At 30.8% G+C, this 19,603-nt stretch carries 14 protein-coding genes; 8 read left to right on the top strand and 6 right to left on the bottom strand.

Annotated elements, in window-relative coordinates:
* Positions 1-4: 4 nt before the first annotated feature.
* Entirely contained in the window at positions 5-1,627 is a 1,623-nt protein-coding gene (locus tag AC2GW8_RS00940; protein ID WP_440880922.1) for an ABC-F family ATP-binding cassette domain-containing protein, read from the bottom strand.
* Between the two features lie 175 nt (positions 1,628-1,802).
* Between AC2GW8_RS00940 and AC2GW8_RS00945 the strand changes: the two genes are divergently transcribed.
* The 6 genes from AC2GW8_RS00945 (at position 1,803) to AC2GW8_RS00970 (ending at position 11,119) form a co-directional block, all read left to right on the top strand.
* Positions 1,803-3,179, top strand: coding sequence for a hypothetical protein (locus AC2GW8_RS00945; protein ID WP_440880923.1), 1,377 nt, complete (start codon positions 1,803-1,805; stop codon positions 3,177-3,179).
* Between the two features lie 123 nt (positions 3,180-3,302).
* Positions 3,303-5,096, top strand: a complete 1,794-nt coding sequence (locus tag AC2GW8_RS00950) for a DEAD/DEAH box helicase (protein WP_440880924.1) — start codon at positions 3,303-3,305, stop codon at positions 5,094-5,096.
* 248 nt (positions 5,097-5,344) lie between these two features.
* Positions 5,345-6,568: a DUF4856 domain-containing protein gene (locus AC2GW8_RS00955; protein ID WP_440880925.1), complete on the top strand. Its 1,224-nt coding sequence runs from the start codon at positions 5,345-5,347 to the stop codon at positions 6,566-6,568.
* A 112-nt stretch (positions 6,569-6,680) separates the two neighbouring features.
* A complete protein-coding gene (locus tag AC2GW8_RS00960) occupies positions 6,681-7,787 on the top strand; it encodes an imelysin family protein (RefSeq protein WP_440880926.1) in 1,107 nt (368 codons plus the stop codon).
* Positions 7,788-7,888: 101 nt separating this feature from the next.
* On the top strand, positions 7,889-10,315 hold the full coding sequence (locus AC2GW8_RS00965; RefSeq protein ID WP_440880927.1) for a TonB-dependent receptor family protein: 2,427 nt from the start codon (positions 7,889-7,891) through the stop codon (positions 10,313-10,315).
* 81 nt (positions 10,316-10,396) lie between these two features.
* Positions 10,397-11,119: a hypothetical protein gene (locus AC2GW8_RS00970; protein WP_440880928.1), complete on the top strand. Its 723-nt coding sequence runs from the start codon at positions 10,397-10,399 to the stop codon at positions 11,117-11,119.
* 49 nt (positions 11,120-11,168) lie between these two features.
* Here AC2GW8_RS00970 and AC2GW8_RS00975 read toward each other — a convergent pair whose 3' ends face one another.
* The 3 genes from AC2GW8_RS00975 to AC2GW8_RS00985 form a co-directional block, all read right to left on the bottom strand.
* The gene (locus AC2GW8_RS00975) at positions 11,169-12,230 is read right to left on the bottom strand and encodes an imelysin family protein (protein ID WP_440880929.1); all 1,062 of its coding nucleotides are present in this window, start codon (positions 12,228-12,230) and stop codon (positions 11,169-11,171) included.
* Positions 12,231-12,232: 2 nt separating this feature from the next.
* Positions 12,233-13,630 (bottom strand): di-heme oxidoreductase family protein, encoded by a 1,398-nt coding sequence (locus AC2GW8_RS00980; RefSeq protein ID WP_440880930.1) that lies wholly within the window; start codon positions 13,628-13,630, stop codon positions 12,233-12,235.
* Between the two features lie 90 nt (positions 13,631-13,720).
* Positions 13,721-14,962 carry an imelysin family protein gene (locus AC2GW8_RS00985; RefSeq protein WP_440880931.1) on the bottom strand — a complete coding sequence of 414 codons (1,242 nt, stop codon included), beginning with the start codon at positions 14,960-14,962 and terminating at the stop codon, positions 13,721-13,723.
* 194 nt (positions 14,963-15,156) lie between these two features.
* On the opposite strand from AC2GW8_RS00985, the gene guaB reads away from it, so the two are divergent.
* Both guaB and aroQ read left to right on the top strand, forming a co-directional pair.
* Entirely contained in the window at positions 15,157-16,629 is a 1,473-nt protein-coding gene (gene guaB, locus AC2GW8_RS00990; RefSeq protein ID WP_440880932.1) for an IMP dehydrogenase, read from the top strand.
* 145 nt (positions 16,630-16,774) lie between these two features.
* Positions 16,775-17,191 (top strand): type II 3-dehydroquinate dehydratase, encoded by a 417-nt coding sequence (gene aroQ, locus AC2GW8_RS00995; RefSeq protein WP_440882169.1) that lies wholly within the window; start codon positions 16,775-16,777, stop codon positions 17,189-17,191.
* Here the strand turns inward: aroQ and AC2GW8_RS01000 are convergent.
* Positions 17,161-18,357 carry a lipoprotein N-acyltransferase Lnb domain-containing protein gene (locus tag AC2GW8_RS01000; RefSeq protein WP_440880933.1) on the bottom strand — a complete coding sequence of 399 codons (1,197 nt, stop codon included), beginning with the start codon at positions 18,355-18,357 and terminating at the stop codon, positions 17,161-17,163. The two genes, aroQ and AC2GW8_RS01000, sit on opposite strands and share 31 nt — an antisense overlap.
* A gap of 2 nt (positions 18,358-18,359) precedes the next feature.
* Positions 18,360-19,427 carry a putative type IX sorting system protein PorV2 gene (locus tag AC2GW8_RS01005; protein ID WP_440880934.1) on the bottom strand — a complete coding sequence of 356 codons (1,068 nt, stop codon included), beginning with the start codon at positions 19,425-19,427 and terminating at the stop codon, positions 18,360-18,362.
* Positions 19,428-19,603: the final 176 nt, after the last annotated feature.

Consider the following 19,603-nt stretch of genomic DNA (forward strand, 5'->3'; position numbering starts at 1 on the left):
TATTTTAAGAATACATCTTTTCTCTTAGATCTTTAATTTTCGGATCATCTAGATAATCATCAAAACTTGCATATTTATCGATAACTCCTTTTGGAGTAATTTCAATTATTCTATTGGCAACCGTTTGAGCAAATTCATGGTCATGGGTTGTAAACAAAACAGTTCCTTTAAAATTTATTAACGAATTATTCAGTGATTGAATAGATTCAAGATCTAAATGATTCGTAGGTTCATCAAGTAGTAAAATATTAGCTCTTGTCATCATCATTCTAGAAAGCATACATCTAACTTTTTCACCTCCAGATAAAACATTACTCTTTTTTAAGGCCTCTTCACCAGAAAATATCATTTTACCAAGAAAACCTCTAAGAAATACTTCTTCACGTTCTTCTTCTGTTTTAGCATATTGTCTTAACCAATCAACTAAATTTAAATCACCGTTTTGAAAAAAATCTGTATTATCAGCAGGGAGGTATGATTGAGTTGTAGTAACTCCCCAACTATATTTACCACTATTTGGTTTAGTATTATCAGTAATCACCTGATAAAAAGCAGTTGAAGCTTTTGAATTCCGAGATATTATAGCAACTTTATCGCCTTTATTTAAATTTATATCAATTTTTGAAAATAAAATATCATCATCCATATCTGTTTTAGATAGACCTTCAATATTTAATATTTGATCACCTGCTTCACGATCTCTTTCAAAGATAATAGCAGGATAGCGTCTACTAGAAGGTTTGATTTCATCGACATTTAATTTTTCTATCATTTTTTTACGTGAGGTGGCTTGCTTTGATTTCGCTACATTCGCAGAGAATCGTCTGATAAATTCTTCTAATTCTTTCTTTTTGTCTTCTGCTTTTTTATTTTGTTGCGCGCGCTGTTTTGCTGCAAGTTGACTAGATTCATACCAAAACGTATAATTTCCAGAAAAGTGATTTATTTTACCAAAATCAATATCCGAAATATGAGTACAAACTGCATCTAAAAAGTGGCGATCATGCGATACAACAATAACCGTGTTATCGTAATTAGCTAAAAAATTTTCTAACCATGAAATTGTTTCGAAGTCAAGATCATTCGTTGGCTCATCCATTATTAACACATCAGGGTTTCCAAACAAGGCTTGAGCTAATAAAACACGTACCTTTTGCTTACCGTCTAAGTCTTTGACAAGAGAATAGTGAAAATCCTCTTTGATTCCTAAATTAGACAATAAAGCGGCAGCTTCTGAGTCAGCATTCCAACCATTCATCTCTTCAAATGTAACCTGTAACTCACCAATTTTTTCAGCGTTTTCATCTGTATAATCGGCATATAAAGCGTCAATTTCTTTTTTGATTTTAAATAACTCTTTGTTGCCCATTACAACGGTTTCTAAAACAGGTATTTCATCAAAAGCATAATGATTTTGCGAAAGAACAGACATTCTTTTTGTCGGTTCTAGATGCACTTGCCCCGATGTTGGGTCTAATTCTCCAGATAGTATTTTTAAAAATGTTGACTTACCTGCACCATTAGCTCCAATAATCCCGTAACAATTACCTTGGGTAAATTTTGTGTTTACTTCATCAAATAAAACGCGTTTACCAAATTGAACTGATAAATTAGAAACTGATAACATTACAAAAAAATTAAAATTCCGAGCAAAAGTAAAAAATATATATTCACCTATAGAATTAATTGTAAAATATTTGTTTTATCCCTTTTTTACTTTGAATTTTAGCTTTTTAACAACGAATTAACAGGGGTTTTCATAGTTTATAGCTATTTTTGAATGTTATTTAGAGAGTGAAGAAATGATAAAACAAATAATTATTTTATTAGTGAGCATCCTATGTTTAATTGGGTGTGAAAACTCTGTAAAGCGATATACCTACTTTGGAGGAAAAATAGTTCATCCTATGGATAGTGTTGTTTATGTGTCTGGTATAGATGGTTTTAAAGATACGCTTAAACTATGTAGCGATAAAACTTTTATGGGGCAATACCGAACGTTTAGATCTGGATTATATCGTTTTTCCCATGGGTTTGAGCATCAATACGCTTACATAGAAAAAAATGATAGCTTAATGCTTCGTTTAAATACATGGGATTTTGATGAGTCCATTGTTTTTACTGGTAAAAATGCAATGAGAAATAACCTTTTAATGGAAGCATTTTTACAAAGTGAGGAAGATGAAAATTACTTAAAAAGACATGATTATGCTGGTGAAAAAGTTTTTTTTCAAAAAGCAGATTCCTTATTAAACTTAAAAAAAATAATTATTGATGCATACGAAAGAAACACGAAGAAAATATCAAAAGAGTTCCTTGATTTTTATGAAATAATTTTAACCTATCCTATTTTCATTGAATTAGAAGGCTACCTACACAGAAAGATAGCCAAAAACAAATCAAACAATATTTCATTCATTAAAGACAAAGTTGATCAATATAGAGAAAAGATTAACTTGGGTAGAGATTCATTGGTTTTTTATTTACCGTATAAAGAATATTTATGTTACAAAATATACAATGATACGCGCTTAAAAATAAAAGAACAACAATCTGAAGAATATGTAATAGAATTTCTTAAAAACATCAATAAGGAATTTTCTGATGAAAAAATAAAGAATAATTTTTTATATAAAATAATTGCACTTAATTTTCTAAACAGAACTAAAGGAGATAACTATCAAAAAGCTTTTTTTACATATTTTAAATTTAGTACAGATATAAAACAAAAAAAGGAAATTCAGCGTCTTATTAATGATTTTAATTTTATAGAAAAAAACGATAACTTACCTAATTTTAAAGTTGAAGCCCCTACGGGAAGTTGGGTTGACATAAGCGAATTAACAAAAGATAAAAAGTCTGTTGTTTTTTTTAATAATCCTAAACAGTCTTACTATGACCAAGTCATTTCTAAACGTTTTAATTATTTGCAAAAAAAATACCCGAGAATTAATTTTATCTTAATTCAGCAAAATAAAAGTAATTCGGAAGGGTATGTTAAAGGTATAAATATTGAGCATCAATTTAAGCTAATTGATGAAAGTAGAGCTCATAGCTTTTTAACCAGTGATTTTCCTCGCTTGATGATTTTAAATGAAGGTGGGGTAGTGATGAACGCATTTACAGGATTTTTTGCACCTAATATAGAAGACCAAATTGAAAGTTTATTAAAAAACTAAAGTAAACTTAACTATATATCAATAAATAGGCGTATTTTTGCAAAGTCCGAAATCTCAAAGAGATCAATATAATAACAAAGAATTCATCAGATGGGCATCTATGAATTCGATTAAATTCATAGCATGTCAACATTTTTAGAATTAGGCTTGAAAGAGTCTATAATTAAGGCGTTAACTGATTTAGGTTACGAAAAACCTACGTTAATTCAGGAGAAGTCAATTCCCAAAATAATAGATTCTAACCAAGATTTAAAAGCTTTTGCACAAACAGGAACAGGAAAAACAGCAGCTTTTAGCTTGCCTATCGTTGAATTAGCTGACGAAAATGATCTTTCTACGCAAGCAATCATTCTATCACCAACAAGAGAGTTAGCGGTTCAAATAGGAAAAAATATAGAAGATTTTTCTAAATATTTACCTTCTTTAAAGGTATGTACAGTATACGGGGGTTCTAGTATTGAACAACAAATAAAACAGTTGAAAAAAGGTGCTCAAATTGTGGTTGGAACACCTGGAAGAACGGTAGATCTGATCAGAAGAAGAGCCTTAAAGTTAGGTAAGGTAAAATGGCTAGTTTTAGATGAAGCTGATGAAATGCTTAACATGGGATTCAAAGAAGAGTTAGATAAAGTTTTAGAAGCTACTCCTGAATCAAAGCAAACACTTTTATTCTCAGCTACCTTTCCTAAAGAAGTAGAAGCCATTGCTAAAAATTATATGACAGATCCAGCAGAGATTAGCTCTGGGCAAAAAAATCAAGGATCAGATAATGTTAGTCATGAATATTATTTAGTTACTGAAAAAACAAGATATCCCGCTCTTAAAAGGGTTGCAGATATAAATCCTAATATTTATGCTATTGTTTTTTGTAGAACAAGAAGAGAAACACAAGAAATAGCAGATAGTCTTATGAAAGATGGATATAACGCAGATGCCTTGCATGGTGATCTTTCTCAAATACAAAGGGATAGTGTTATGGAAAAATTTCGTAAAAAAAACATACAGATGTTAGTTGCAACTGATGTCGCGGCGAGAGGGCTAGATGTTGATAATCTTACGCATGTAATAAATCATAAACTACCTGACCAAATTGAAAATTATAATCATAGAAGTGGAAGAACTGGTAGAGCAGGTAATAAAGGAGTTTCTATAGCTTTAATAAGTAGAAAAGAAAGATCTAGACTAACCCCAATTGAAAGAATTTTAAAAAAGAAATTTGTTCATACATCAGTACCTACGGGAAAAGAAATTTGCGAAAAGCAATTATTCCATTTAATAGATAAAGTTGAAAATACTGAGGTTAATGACAGTGAGATCAAAACATATTTACCTAGTATATATGAAAAGTTAGAAGGGCTTTCAAGAGAAGAGCTAATTCAAAAATTTGTCTCAATTGAATTCAATTCCTTTTTATCTTATTATGAAAATGCTCCTGATCTTAACAATCTAACAACGAAAGAAAACTCTAGGGGAAGATCTACTAATGATAATATGACTAGGTTCTTTATTAATTTGGGGAGAAAAGATCGATTGAATCCTGCAAAGTTAATTGGTTTAATAAATGAACAAAATATTGGAGACAAAGTAGAAATTGGTTCTATTGATATACTTGATACATTTTCTTTTTTCGAAATAGATAAAAATTATGAAGGAGAGACACTTGCTAGTTTTGAAATCAATAGACCTGACTTTAATGGGAGAAATGTAAATATTGAAATAACCAAAACAGATAGAGGTAGCGGTGGACGACGTCGACGTGGAAGTTCTTCAGGAGGAGGGTTCAAAGGAAGAAATAGGAAAAAATCAACGGGTGAAAAAAGCTTTTCAAGTAAAGGTTTTGGAAGAAAAAGAGAAGATCGGAAAAATAAAAGAACAAGTAGTGTAGAAGGAGGGAGTAGAAAAAGAAGAAGAGGATAAAATATTTTACAATATAAATTAAAAGAAGAGTCTTAGTTAATAAGACTCTTCTTCTTTTATATCATGCCTTTTGAATAGGGCATACTTTAGTACTTTTAAGCATTTATATGTAAGATTTTTAGATTCTTGTTCTCGTTTTATTAAAGGCTTAGTATTCTTGATATTATTTTAAATAAATCTAAGTAAGTTTTTTGTAATTGAATGATTTATATATATTTGCAATATTATTAAAACTTAATCTAATTAAAATGAAAAGGCTTATATTATCTATAATAGCTGTTGTTACAGTAGTTTTTACATCGTGTTCTGATGATGATGTTCAGGAAGTAATAATTCCAGTAACTCCTGATACTCCTGAAGTAACAGCTCCTCCAACATACAAATTCGAAAGAGGTGGAGAATCAACAGTAAGTTTTAGTGGGCAAACGACTAGAATTAAAATGGCAGAGGAAATTATTGACGCATTAAAAAACCCAACTGATTTTAATGATATTACTAAGTTAAATAACATGTTTAATCATCAGGCAGGTGTAAACGATTTTTCCGAAGCAGATTTAAATGCCTCATCGAAGAGCGTTCGAAGTAAAACTGCTGCTTCAGCTGATTATTTTTCGGGAACAGCAGAGGCTGTGTCTATAAAAGAAGTTTTCGATGGTTATATGTCAAAACAAGTTAGTGAAGTTTTTCCTAATTGGGAAGTTGATGCAGTTGAGGGTACTGCAGGAAAAATCCAAGAAGTAGGAGGATCTACGCGCTACGTTAATGCCAAAGGTTTAGAGTATAACCAAGCGTTTAATAAAGGTTTAATAGGTGCTTTAATGGTAGATCAAATGTTAAATAACTACTTAAGCCCTGCTGTTTTGGATGGCGGAACAAATAAAGAGGATAATGACGCAGGAACTTTAGCACAAGACAAAAATTATACAACAATGGAACATAAGTGGGATGAAGCTTATGGTTATTTATATGGTAATGAAGTAAATCCAGAAGTTCCTGTATTAGGTGCAGACAGCTTCTTAAATAAATACTTAAAAAGAGTAAATGATGATACTGATTTCTCAGGAATTAAAGAGGAAATATACGATGCTTTCAAATTAGGAAGAGCTGCAATTGTTGCTAAAGATTACGAGTTAAGAGATACACAGGCAAATATTATTAAAGAAGCAATTTCTAAGGTAATTGCAATTAGAGCAGTTTATTATTTACAAACAGGAAAGAATAATTTAACAACAGATTTGGCTTCGGCTTTCCATGATTTATCAGAAGGTTACGGTTTTGTTTACGCGTTACGCTTTACTCGAAATACCACTACACAACAGCCACATTTACCAGTTGCTGAAATAACTGAATTCGTAAATGCATTGCAAGCGGGTACTGGATTTTACTCTTTCAAGGATGATGCTAGCCCTTTAGATGAAATGTCTACTAGAATTGCTAGTGTTTACGGTTTCACTGTGGATCAAGCAAAATAATTAAATAGATAAATAATGATTTATTTATTTAAAATATATAAAGGTAGTCCTAGTTAGGGCTACTTTTTTTATATTTGTAAACTGTTTATTTAGAACAAATAAAACATATATAATGAAAAATAATATTTATTTAATATTGCTTACTGTTTTTTTGGGAGCATGTAATTCCAGTTCAGATGGGGGAGGGAATACATCTGATGACAATTTCGACAGAAGTGCACTTTTATCAAATGTTGCTAATAATATTATTGTACCTGCATATACATCTTTTCAAACGAGGTTAGCTACATTAAAGCAAAAAACAGAAGTTTTTACGGCCTCGCCGAATACCTCAACATTGATTGAATTAAGAACAGCATGGTTTGATGCTTACAAGGCTTGGCAGCATGTTGGAATTTATAATATTGGAAAAGCAGAAGAGTTAGTATACGATTCTTTTATAAATACATTTCCTTTAACGGCAGCAGACGTTAATGATAATATTGTAAGTGGTACTTATGACTTAGATCATCCGAATAATCGTGATGCCCAAGGGTTTCCAGCTTTCGATTATTTATTACATGGTGTTGGAGTAAATGATACTGAGATATTAGAAAAATATACTACTGATCCGAAAGCTGAAAACTATAAAAAATATTTGACAGATGTTATTACTAAAATGGTAGGCCTTACTGATATCGTAGTTGCTGATTGGAATGGAGCTTATAAAGATGAGTTCATCAATAGTACTGGTAATACAGCGACGAGCTCATTTAATAAATTGGTAAATGACTATATTTTTTACTATGAAAAGAGATTAAGAGCTGATAAAATAGGGATTCCTGTGGGTATTTTTTCAGGAGGAACATTATTTCCTGAAAAAGTAGAGGCCTATTATAAGAGAACAGTTTCAAGGGAGTTAATGTTGGAATCTCTGAGTTCAGTAAAGAATTTTTTTAATGGGACTCATTTTTCGAATGGAAATTCAGGAGTTGGTTTGAAAGGGTATCTAGATGCCATTAATAATGAAGATTTAGCAACAAAAATAAATAATCAATTAGATGCAGCAACAAATAAAGTTACTACACTAAATGATAACTTGAGTGAGCAAATTACTAATGATAAGAATACAGTATCTGCAGTATATACAGAGCTACAAAAGGCTGTAGCAATGTTTAAAGTTGAAATGCTTACAGCAATCAATGTTAACGTTGATTATGTTGACGCTGACGGCGATTAATAGTAATAATTAAATAAAAAAACTGTCTGCTAATGCAGACAGTTTTTTTTATCTATCTCCCTTAAAATATCTTCAATTAATTAGCAGAATATCACGATATAATGAGCCTAAGCAAAATTTTAACGATAGTTTTTCTTGTGACAGGTGTCTTTAAAGGACTATCCCAGTATAAAGTTTCAGGAACGATTACGTCAGATACTAAGAAAGTACTGAATAATGTAAAAGTTTTTGATAGAAATGGAGGTGAACTTACGAAATCAAATACCAACGGATTATACTCTTTTACTACTGATAAAAATAGTTTAGAACTCATTTTTTATGTAGACAATTACCAATTTGTAGAGAAAAAAATTCTTTTAAAAGAAGAAAGTAACATTTTAAATATTGAAATGAATGCTTTTACTGAGAGTTTATCGGAAGTAGTAATAAAATCTCAAAGAAGAAAAGTATTTGAGTTAGCTAGACTTAAAGATGTTGAACAAACTGCTATTTATGCAGGCAAAAAGACTGAAGTTGTTCTTGTTAATCAGTCGACCGTTAATTTAGCTTCAAATAATGCGCGTCAAATTTACAGTCAAGTTGTAGGACTAAATATTTTTGAAAATGATGATGCAGGACTACAGCTAAATATCGGAGGACGCGGATTAGATCCTAATAGAACATCAAATTTTAATACAAGGCAAAATGGATATGATATCAGTGCAGATGTATTGGGATATCCAGAGAGTTATTACTCCCCACCGGCCGAAGCTCTTGAACAGATTCAAATAGTTCGTGGTGCGGCCTCGTTACAATATGGAACACAGTTCGGAGGTTTGGTAAATTTTGTTTTCAAAAAGCCAAATCCAAATAAGGAATTAGAAATTATTACAAGAAATACGATTGGGAGCAATAATTTATTTACCAACTTTACCAGCCTAAGCGGAACATCAGAAAAGCTTAGTTATTTTACATATTATAACTACAAGAGAGGAGATGGATTTCGACCCAACTCTGAGTTCGAATCTAAAAATGCATTCTTTCATGTTGGATATGAATTCAATTCAAGCACAAAAGTAGAGGCAGAACTTACCTATTTGCACTATCTGGCACAGCAAGCAGGAGGACTTACTGATGTAATGTTTAACGAAAATCCTTACCAAAGTAATAGAGCTAGAAATTGGTTTGAAGTAGATTGGTTATTGTACAATTTAAAATTGTCGCATGCCTTTTCTGAGGATACAAACTTTACCTTTAATTTTTTTGGTTTAAATGCTAGTAGGAAAGCCGTTGGATTTAGAGAAAATAGAGTTAGTCAAGTAGATGAATTAAAAGGTAGAGACTTAATAATTGGCGATTTTAATAATTTTGGATTTGAAGCAAGGTTATTAAGTAAGTATAATTTATTCAATAAAAATGCAACCTTTTTAATAGGAACTAAGTTTTACAAAGCAGATAACACTTCTGTTCAAGGGCCAGGAACAGATGGGGACGATGCTGATTTTTCCTTAGCTTTAGATAAATTTCCTAATTATAGAAATCAATCAGATTATAACAATCCAAATTTGAATATTGCGGTTTTTGGAGAGAATATTTTCTATGTGCACGATAAACTATCAATTACTCCTGGATTCAGATTAGAGTATATTAAAACGGAAAGTGATGGTTATTTAAAAAAAATAAACTTAGATGGAGCTGGAAATGTTATTTTCAATGAAACGATAACCAACACTGATGATAGAACACGTTCTTTTGTCTTATTTGGTTTAGGTGCTAGTTATAAACCGAGTTCGAAATTTGAGCTTTATGGAAACATTTCTCAGAATTATCGTTCAGTAACTTTTTCTGATGTAAATATTGTGAACCCTTCTTTTCAAATAGCAAGTGATTTGGGTGATGAAAAAGGTTTTACATCAGATTTAGGAGTACGTGGAAATATCAATAGAATCGTTTCTTATGATGTAGGAGTTTTTGGCCTTTTTTATAATAATAGAATTGGTTTAATTCAAAAAGAACTGGATGATGGTAGAGTTGTTCAAGAACGAAGAAATGCGGGAGATGCAAGAATTTTAGGTGTAGAAAGTTTGGTAGACTTTAATGTAAAGAGATTGCTTAATATTTCGAATGATTTTGATTTTAATTATTTCGTAAATACATCATTTATTCAATCAGAGTATGTCCGTTCACAGGTTCCTGGAGTTAAGAATAATCAAGTTGAATTTGTACCTGATGTAAATATTAAGACAGGAATTAGGTTTGGTTACAAGAATTTTTCATCAAATATTCAATATACTTATCTTTCAGAACAATTTACTGATGCCTCTAACTCAGTTAATGCTGGCCTTAGTGGTGTTAATGGAGTAATCCCATCATACGATGTTTTAGATTTTTCAACTTCTTACAAATACAAATATTTCAAGTTGGAAGCAGGTATTAATAATGCTTTAAACAATAGCTATTTTACAAGAAGAGCAACAGGGTATCCAGGACCAGGTATTATTCCATCCGCTCCAAGAACGTATTATGTAACTTTAGAATTTAAAATTTAGAATAAATCTAAATAGTTAGTTACTCTTGCCAAATTTTTATTATGTTTGTTTTATCCTTATTTTTATAAAAAACATGATACTATGTTGAATTCAGTCAATATTAAGAATGAGTTGATCAAAATACGTGAGCGAGAAATAGGAGAAAAAGAAGTAATGTCTTGGGTTCATGATATTTTTGAAAAATTAGATACTCAAAGAGAAAAAATAAGACTAAAATTAAGTTCTTCGACTAACGATGGAGATGTAAATAACTTTGATTTAGATAAAATTGATCATCAAGCGGTATTCCATATCAGTCAGATAAAAAAAATATGTGTTAATTACAGACTTAGATTTTTAGATACTAGTTTATTTAAAGGGGAATATCCAGAGGAAGCGATAAGTGAAATAAATCGATTAGAAGCTACTCATAATACTTCATTAAATGGATTTAAAATTATAGCTCCTTCCAAACTTTTTAGGTTAAAAGAAACGGACGATCCATTACTTTTTGTTCCTATTGGAAATGGTTATTATTATTTAATATATCAATGGGGTAATGATTTACATTCATTGAGAAAGTTTAAATTTTGGCCTATAAAGAATGTAGGTAATCTATCAATTTTTGTTTTTACATTTAGTTTTATGCTAACGGTATTAACACATTCTCTTTTTTTTAGGGAAAGTACTAATTTAGTTTATGGGTTAATGTTATTCATGTTCTATTTGAAAGGTCTCATTGCTTGGATTCTTTTTGTAGGAATTTCATCAGGGAAAAATTTCAGTGAATATTGCTGGCAAAGCCCTTATAACAAGATATCATAAAAAACTTACGCTTTTGGCTACTAAAAAAGCGTAAGCTGTAATTTGTTAATTAATCTCCGTCGTTATCTGTAACCGTAATTGTTACAGATAGAATATTTGCGACATCAATTTTCATAAGGAGCAGAAGGTTCTTTATATTTTCATATAATTTTTTAACCTTTTCAGGTTCTCGAGTTATAGCAACATTTAATGGGAATTCTTCGAGTTTCTTAATACTTGTAGCTATGTTATTAAAGATTTGTTCAGCACGGGTATTAAGGTCATTATGTTTCGATTCAGCAAAAATATAATCGTCTAAACCATTTTCTTTTCCAAAATAAATTTGTTTTATACTTTCAATATTTTTGGCTATGATTTCCAAAGAAAATGAACTTTTTTCTGCTTGTAAAAGTTCTTCATTTGGAATAATTGTTTTTTCTATTGATGCAGGTTCTCCAATTTTAAGACTTTTGATATCTTCTAAAAGAGCATGTATTTGATTTATTATTTGGTTGATACTCCCATTAATACCCTCTCTATCATTATTTATAAAATCAATTCTGTTGTTTTCCCATAGGCTTTTGTAGGTGTTTGATTTTGATACTAAATTATTTCCTAAAGCTGTTAAATAGTCAATTTTTCGTGTATTTGAAAAACTTTGTAGTGTTTCATCTTCTGTAAGTTCAAATATCAAATACTCAACTGCACTTAAGCCTCTTTGGGTTGTAGGTAATAGATTAATAGTTTCTTCATTGATTATTTTATTAGAATTTATATATTCATTTATAGAAATATCATCCGCTCCCCAATTGTATATTGCTTTTAGAATATTTACATCTTTTACTTTACCAAAATTAAATGGTTCGATAACCGAAAAAGCTTCCGCAGCTTTCTTCCAAGCTTTTCTTAAAGATTTTAAATTTGAATTAGAAATTTCATTAGAGAAGGTGTCAATTGTATTTTTCAATACTTTTATATTATCGATTAACTCGTTTGTTGCTGGTTTTTCAATAAGGTCTATAAGATCTTGTCGAAGTTTTTTAATATTAAAATTTTCTGATTGATCTGATTCGCTATTACACATTATAAGAATCATTGAGAGCATAAAAAGAAATATCAGTTTTGTTTTCATAGTTATAATGAGTTAATGAAAGCTAGAACAGCGGTTCTATCTTCTTTTGTTAAATTTTTATAAGCTTCCTTACTTTTGTCGGCCTCACCACCATGCCATAATATGGCTTCTTCAATATTTCTAGCCCTACCATCATGCAAGAAAAATGTATGATTATTTACTTCTTTAATCAATCCAATACCCCAAAGTGGTTGCGTTCTCCATTCTTTGCCTGAAGCAAAAAAATCAGGTCTATTGTCAGCAAGTTCATCACCCATATCATGTAAAAGAAAGTCAGAAAAAGGTCTAATTTTTATATTTTCTAATGCGCTATTAAAAGAATAAGATCTTGTTGTAAAACTTTCAATATGACAGCTTGAGCATTTCATTTCTCTAAAAAGATGTTTCCCTTTTAAAACCTTCTCATTATTATAATTTCTTCTTATTGGAACAGCTAAAGAAGTTGCATAAATCATTACATTTTTTAGGGCATCGTCTGTAACTTCGGGACTACCTCCATTTACGGCATTTAGACAATCTTGTTGAGTGGTTGGGCAGTTCTCACTTGGAAATAAAGAAGATGTTAGCCCCATATCACCATGAAAAGCGCCTGCTACTTGCTGTTTTAAGTTCGGTTGATTAGCTTTCCATCCAAATCGGCCTAATTCATGTTTTCTGGTAATTACATTCCAAACGTAATTAGCTTTTCCAGATATACCATCTCCATCACGATCATTTTCATCAATGTTCGCAAGAAGATCTTGTTCACTTAAAGCGTCAATAAAGCCAAGGCCAATTACTTGCTGACCTACTCTGGGAGATGTTAAAATATTTTGTAAGCTACCAAATTGCTCATCTGAAATAGTATAAATAGGTTTTCTGAGTTCATAGGTTTCACCGTCGTTAAATTCTCCTTTTAGATATTCAAATTTTACTGAAACTTTTGCCTCATAAGGAACCCCTATATTTGCATGTTCTTGAATTTGATCACCATAAAATTCTATTGGTTTGGGTGCTCCGTTTGAATTACTTCCGAAGGTACTTATTCTCATCAAAAAGCCTTTTGAAAAGTTTTGCCCTTCTTGCAATGGAACTCCTCTTCCGTCTTTATTGTGACAAGCACTGCAAGAACGAGCATTAAAAGTAGGGCCTAAACCATCACGTGCCGTTGTTGATGCAGGAGAGGATACCCAATTTTGACGAAATAATGAATTACCAACAAAAAATAACCTATTATCAATAATTGATAAATTAGGTATTGGTTGATCGAAGGCATTAGCACCTAATATTGTAGTTGTCAATTGACCCACAGATAGTTCTTCACCTTGTTCATAAGAATATTTAGGAAGGTATTCATTTTCTTTTTCAGCGCATGAAACCAAAATAATAAGTATTGCTGAAAAATAAGTTATCTTATTCAATTTTGTTTGTTGTTTGTTGTTTCTACGTAAAAACCAAACCAAGATTTTCTTGATTTGGTTTGTTATGTTTTTAAGTATTTATTCAGTAGTTTAAACTGATGGATCAATATTACTATTCGTAATTGTTTTTCCAGCTTGAGCTAGTTCATCTCCTTGTTTTTCTAATGAAGATACAGCCGACATAACTGGTTTTGAAGTATTATCAATTGTCTCACCCATTATTTGATAATCAAAAAACTTCGTGTCAGAAATTATTTTGACCTTACTCATTACTAATGTAGCTGTTATTTCTAATGCATTACTTTCTTCTAGGTTTATAAGTTTTAATACATCGAGTAATGACGTTCCACTGATTTCAGATCCATCAACTTTTTTATATTTGCCCATAATAATATTGTTAATAGATTGTGCATTTAAATAAATATCTCTGTGCGTATTGTCAGAAAAACATGAGTGCTCATCTTCCTGATTGTTGTTCTCAACAGCAACAGTCATTCTTTCTCCTGCCAATTCACCTTTACTTAATTTTGCGATACCGGTTAAAATATTTTTGATTGCAGAGTTGTTATCTAATGCTAAAAATTCTTTTCTATAAGCTCCTCCTTCTTTCCATTGGTCTACAACAGATTTTAGATCTTCCACAAGAATTTCAGTAGCTAATTTTAAATATAACCCTCTTCTATCTGCGTTGTCTGCTGTAGTATAGTCAGTAAATGGTCGTTGCCCAGCTATTTTATCGGCAGGAACACTAGTATCTTGTCCCCAAAGTAAAAACTCTATAGCGTGATAGCCAAGTGTAACATTTGATTCATTTTCATCGTATCCTGAAATTTCTCTTAATACATCTTTACTCAATGTAGGGTATTCCGCAGTATTATTAACAATATTTTGTCTGTTATCAGAACTTTGCTGACCTCCTGTACCACTGTCAACATAATCAATTAAAGCCTCATCAAGGGGCCAAGCATTAATGTACCCTTCTGGCTCACCACCATCACCATCAATAGGACCGTCATAAAATCGATAGCCCTCTGTTTGTCCATAAGGTTCTCGGGCTTCTAACCACGCTTTTTTCGCATTATTGAATTTCACTTCACTAGGAGATGCTACAAAGTCATTTATAACATTTTGTAAATCTATAGTTTTTTCTAATGCATCATTATAACTTGCATCAACAATAGCAACATAATTGCTTACAAATTCTCTTTTTCTAATTTCTAGTATTGTAGTTGAAGAGTTATTAGGATCCAAAACAGTATCACTATTATCGCTAGAACAAGAAACTGTAACTAAAAGAACAGCAAATAAATAAGTTAAAATGTTTTTATTCATTTTTATTTAGATTAAATTTATTTTAGGGTGCAATTTAAATATTTTTTTTAAAATTTTAAGATGCTTTTTTTTAAATTTTCTTAGGGATTAAGTATATTATTTTACATCATAATTTGGTAAGATTTTTTGTAGTATATTTGTTCGTAATTAATTTTTAATAACAAAAACTCTAAGGAGTAAAATTGATTACATTTATGAATGCCCACCAATCAAAATTTGTAGGAGAAGGATTAACTTATGATGACGTATTGTTAGTTCCTTCATATTCAGAAATACTTCCAAGAGAAGTTAATATTCGCACAAAATTTTCAAAAAACATCACGATAAACGTTCCTATTGTATCTGCAGCTATGGATACAGTAACAGAGTCAGCAATGGCAATAGCAATTGCCAGAGAAGGAGGGATAGGTGTTTTACATAAAAATATGACCATTGAGCAACAAGCTAATGAAGTAAGAAAAGTTAAAAGAGCAGAAAGTGGTATGATCATCGATCCAATTACGTTGCATGATTCAGCTGTTGTCTTAGATGCTAAAAAGGCAATGAAGGATAATAGAATCGGTGGAATTCCTGTCGTAGACGAGAATAGGAAGTTAATAGGTATTGTAACTAATAGAGATTTACGTTTTGAAAGTAATATTGAGCGTCCTATTAAGGAAGTAATGACTTCAGAAAATCTGATAACTGTAAAAGAAGGAACTTCATTAAAAGAAGCAGAAGTTGTTTTACAAGAAAATAAAATTGAAAAATTACCAGTAGTAAATGGAGATAAGCTCGTAGGACTAATTACTTTTAGAGATATTACAAAAACTACACAAAAGCCAATAGCGAATAAAGATCAATACGGTCGACTTAGAGTAGCAGCAGCTCTAGGGGTAACTGGAGATGTCTTAGAAAGGGCTAATGCTCTAGTAAATGCTGGGGTAGACGCTGTTATTATAGATACAGCACATGGACATACAAAAGGGGTAGTTACTGTTTTAAAAGAGGTAAAATCTAAATTTCCTAATTTAGACGTAGTTGTGGGTAATATTGCAACCCCTGAGGCAGCTAAATATTTAGTTGAGGCTGGAGCAGATGCTATTAAAGTAGGTATAGGTCCTGGGTCAATTTGCACAACGCGTGTTGTCGCAGGAGTTGGATTTCCTCAATTTTCTGCTGTTTTAGAGGTAGCAGCAGCCATTAAAGATTCAGGAATACCAGTCATCGCAGATGGAGGGATTCGTCATACAGGAGATATTCCTAAGGCAATTGCAGCTGGTGCTGACTGCGTAATGCTAGGGTCATTATTAGCAGGGACAAAAGAATCTCCTGGAGAGGCAATAATATTTGAAGGTCGAAAATTTAAGTCATACAGAGGAATGGGATCCGTTGAAGCTATGAAAAAAGGGTCAAAAGATCGTTATTTTCAAGATGTAGAGGATGATATTAAAAAGTTAGTTCCTGAAGGTATTGTGGGTAGAGTACCTTATAAAGGAGAACTATTTGAGAGTATTCATCAATTTGTAGGAGGATTACGTGCAGGAATGGGATATTGCGGGGCTAAAGATATTGAAACCTTAAAGAGTACTGGTAAATTTGTAAGAATAACAGCTTCAGGAATTAATGAAAGTCATCCACATGATGTAGCTATTACAAAAGAAGCTCCTAATTATAGCAGAAGGTAGTATAAGATCAATTTATTGAAAGTTTTTAAACATTATAATAAACCGTTGAGAAATCGGCGGTTTTATTGTTTTAAATAATATAAACTATTTATGTAACTTTAAATTCTTAAACTCGATTCAAAGTTTGAAAAGAACAATATACAATATGAAAAAAATATTAATAATCAATGGCCCTAATTTGAACCTATTAGGAAAAAGAGAACCTGGTATTTATGGTAAAGCTAGTTTTGAAGTATATTTTAACGATTTACAGGAAAAATTCCAAAAAATAAAATTGTATTATTTTCAATCTAATCATGAAGGCGCGTTAATTGATAAGTTACACGAAGTAGGCTATAGTTTTGATGGTATAATATTAAATGCTGCGGCTTATACCCATACTTCAATTGCTATTGCAGATGCCATAAAAGCAATTGAAGCGGCGGTTATAGAGGTGCATATATCTAACGTATATGCAAGAGAAACTTACAGACATAAAAGTTATATAGCACCAAATGTCAAAGGTGTTATCACAGGTTTTGGTTTGCAAAGCTATGAATTAGCTATTCGTAGTTTCTTATAAACTTTAAGAATTACCCAATACCTAATGCTTAACAATAAAAACAGTGGAATTAAACTATAAGGTAATAATTGAATATTAAGTATCCAAACAATAGGAATAAAACCAAGTAAAAAGAATAGTAATATTTTGACGTAGTGAGTTATCCATCTAGAAGTTTTATTCTTATATAATTTCCATGCTAAAATTAAGTTTGTAGGAACAGCCCAAAGCATGTTGAAATTATAAGGAGCAGTAGAGTGATTAGTAAAAAACCACAAAAAAATTACTAAAACTCCAAAAATACCTGTAATTAATAGTAATACTATATCTAGCCATTTTGTATGTTTAACTTTTTTAATATCTTGAAAACTGATAAAAATTCCGATGAAAAGCAATATTGAGAATACTAATAATGGGCTAAACTTATCAGAGTTAGCTTGTTTTTCAGGATAATTTAAAAGAATATTTGTTTTCGATACTAAATTTTCTTCTTTTCCATCTTTTGAAATACTAGATTTTTCAAGTGTTTGATAAACATAGTCTGGTAAGTACATGCATTTGTCTGAGTTGGCTATTTTATCTAGTTTATTACCTAGCGCAATATTTATACCTAATCCTCCCCATGTATTCGTGTTTATCTCTCTATTCATTAGTTCCCTGATAGTACTATTGGAGTTGGTATTATTATTCTTGTAGATGACGCTTTTACCAAGAATTTCTTTTATTATATCTCTAGGTTTTGTTGAGCAATTATTGAAAAAAGGATCATAAAGATAGCTAGCATTTTCAGGTTTAGCATTATTTTCTAGATACTTAAAAAAGTTATTGACTTGCTGAGTATTTAAATTTAATATTTGTTCTTTTACCCATCGTTTATTTTTATTGTATGATTTTAAAGAAGGAGGAAAGTGATATCTTGCTAAACGATACTTCATATAACCTTTTATAAAGTTCAAATAGAAATTTTTCTCTGTGAAATCAAAAATCCCATAATTATATATTAAATCAAGTTTTAACATTGGATCTTTTATTCTTATTGCTGTATGTCCGAATTTTTCATATAGTACATCTCCTGGTCCATAGGTTATGATACTAATTTTAGCATCCCCAGATAATTTTATATTTTGAGAGAAGGAGAATATTGAAATAAATAGAAGTAGAATAAAATAAAAAAGTTTTTGTATCATAATCATTGTGTAAAAGAATGATAGTTAAATTTAATAGAAAAAGTATTTGAAAATAAGACGTTACCTACATTTCCAATATTAGTTAGTGCATAATCTATTTGAAACCCTTTGTAAGTAAAACCTAGGCCAAAACTCGGTTCAATTGATATGGAGCGAGAGTTGTCAAATTCAGTTACTTTCTGAATATTCCCGGCACCAAAGCGCAGAAAGGCCATTTTTTCGTACCCTAATTGTAAACCAATAGCAGGTGTAAAACTAATGAAAGTAGTTGAAATAATATCATTAGTTTTTGCGAAACGCATATTTAAATCAATTTCTGTTAGAAGATTAAAATTTTTATTCATCTTAAAAATTTTTGCTATTCCCATTTGTGCTTTCGGTTTTGTAATTTCGGTAGCATTAGGCAACTCTTGGTTTTTATCAGGTATTGAACTCTTAATTTTTTCAAATTCATTTTTGTTAATAGCCCAACTATTAAAAGTTGTCGTAATATCGCGAAGTATAACACCTAATTTCCATGAATTTCTTTCAAATTGAATTCCTGCATCAAAGCCAAAGCCCCATGATGAGGCAAAATTACCTATAATTCGTCTAATTATTTTCGTGTTTACCCCAAATTTAAGTCCTTTAAGTTTAAGCCTTTTAGAATATGTTATATAAAAAGCATAATCAGCAGCAGAGAAAAGGCTTATTTTATCATAATTTATATTCCCTTTACTATCTATTAATTTTGTAGTATTTAAAATGTTATCAACGCCAAATCTGATAAGAGAAAATCCTACAGCACTTTTATTGTCTAGAGGCATTGCAAAGCCTACAAAATTATATTGAGCAATACCTGCAAAATATGAAGAGTGCATTAAAGAAATTTCATAATTTTTAATGGTAACTAAACCACTAGGATTCCAGTAAATAGAATTTACATTATTACTGTTTGCTACAACAGCTTTACTCATACCAAGTGCAGCTGCATCCACACCTATATTTAAAAATTCGTTGGAGTAATTTCTAAATTGAGCATGAACTGAGGTAATGACTATGTAAAAGATTAGTAAAACATGAATATTCATTTTTATTTTAAAATTAATTTCATAATTAGACTCGAGATTTATGTTTATGACCTAAGAATTAATTTATAGAATATTCATTTTTTATAGAAAGATAACTTTTTTTAAAAATTAAAAACTACGTATATTTTTTTCATTACAATGTAAAATCGAATATTACTATGATAGATTCTCTTATT

The organism is Tenacibaculum profundi, assembly GCF_057162725.1.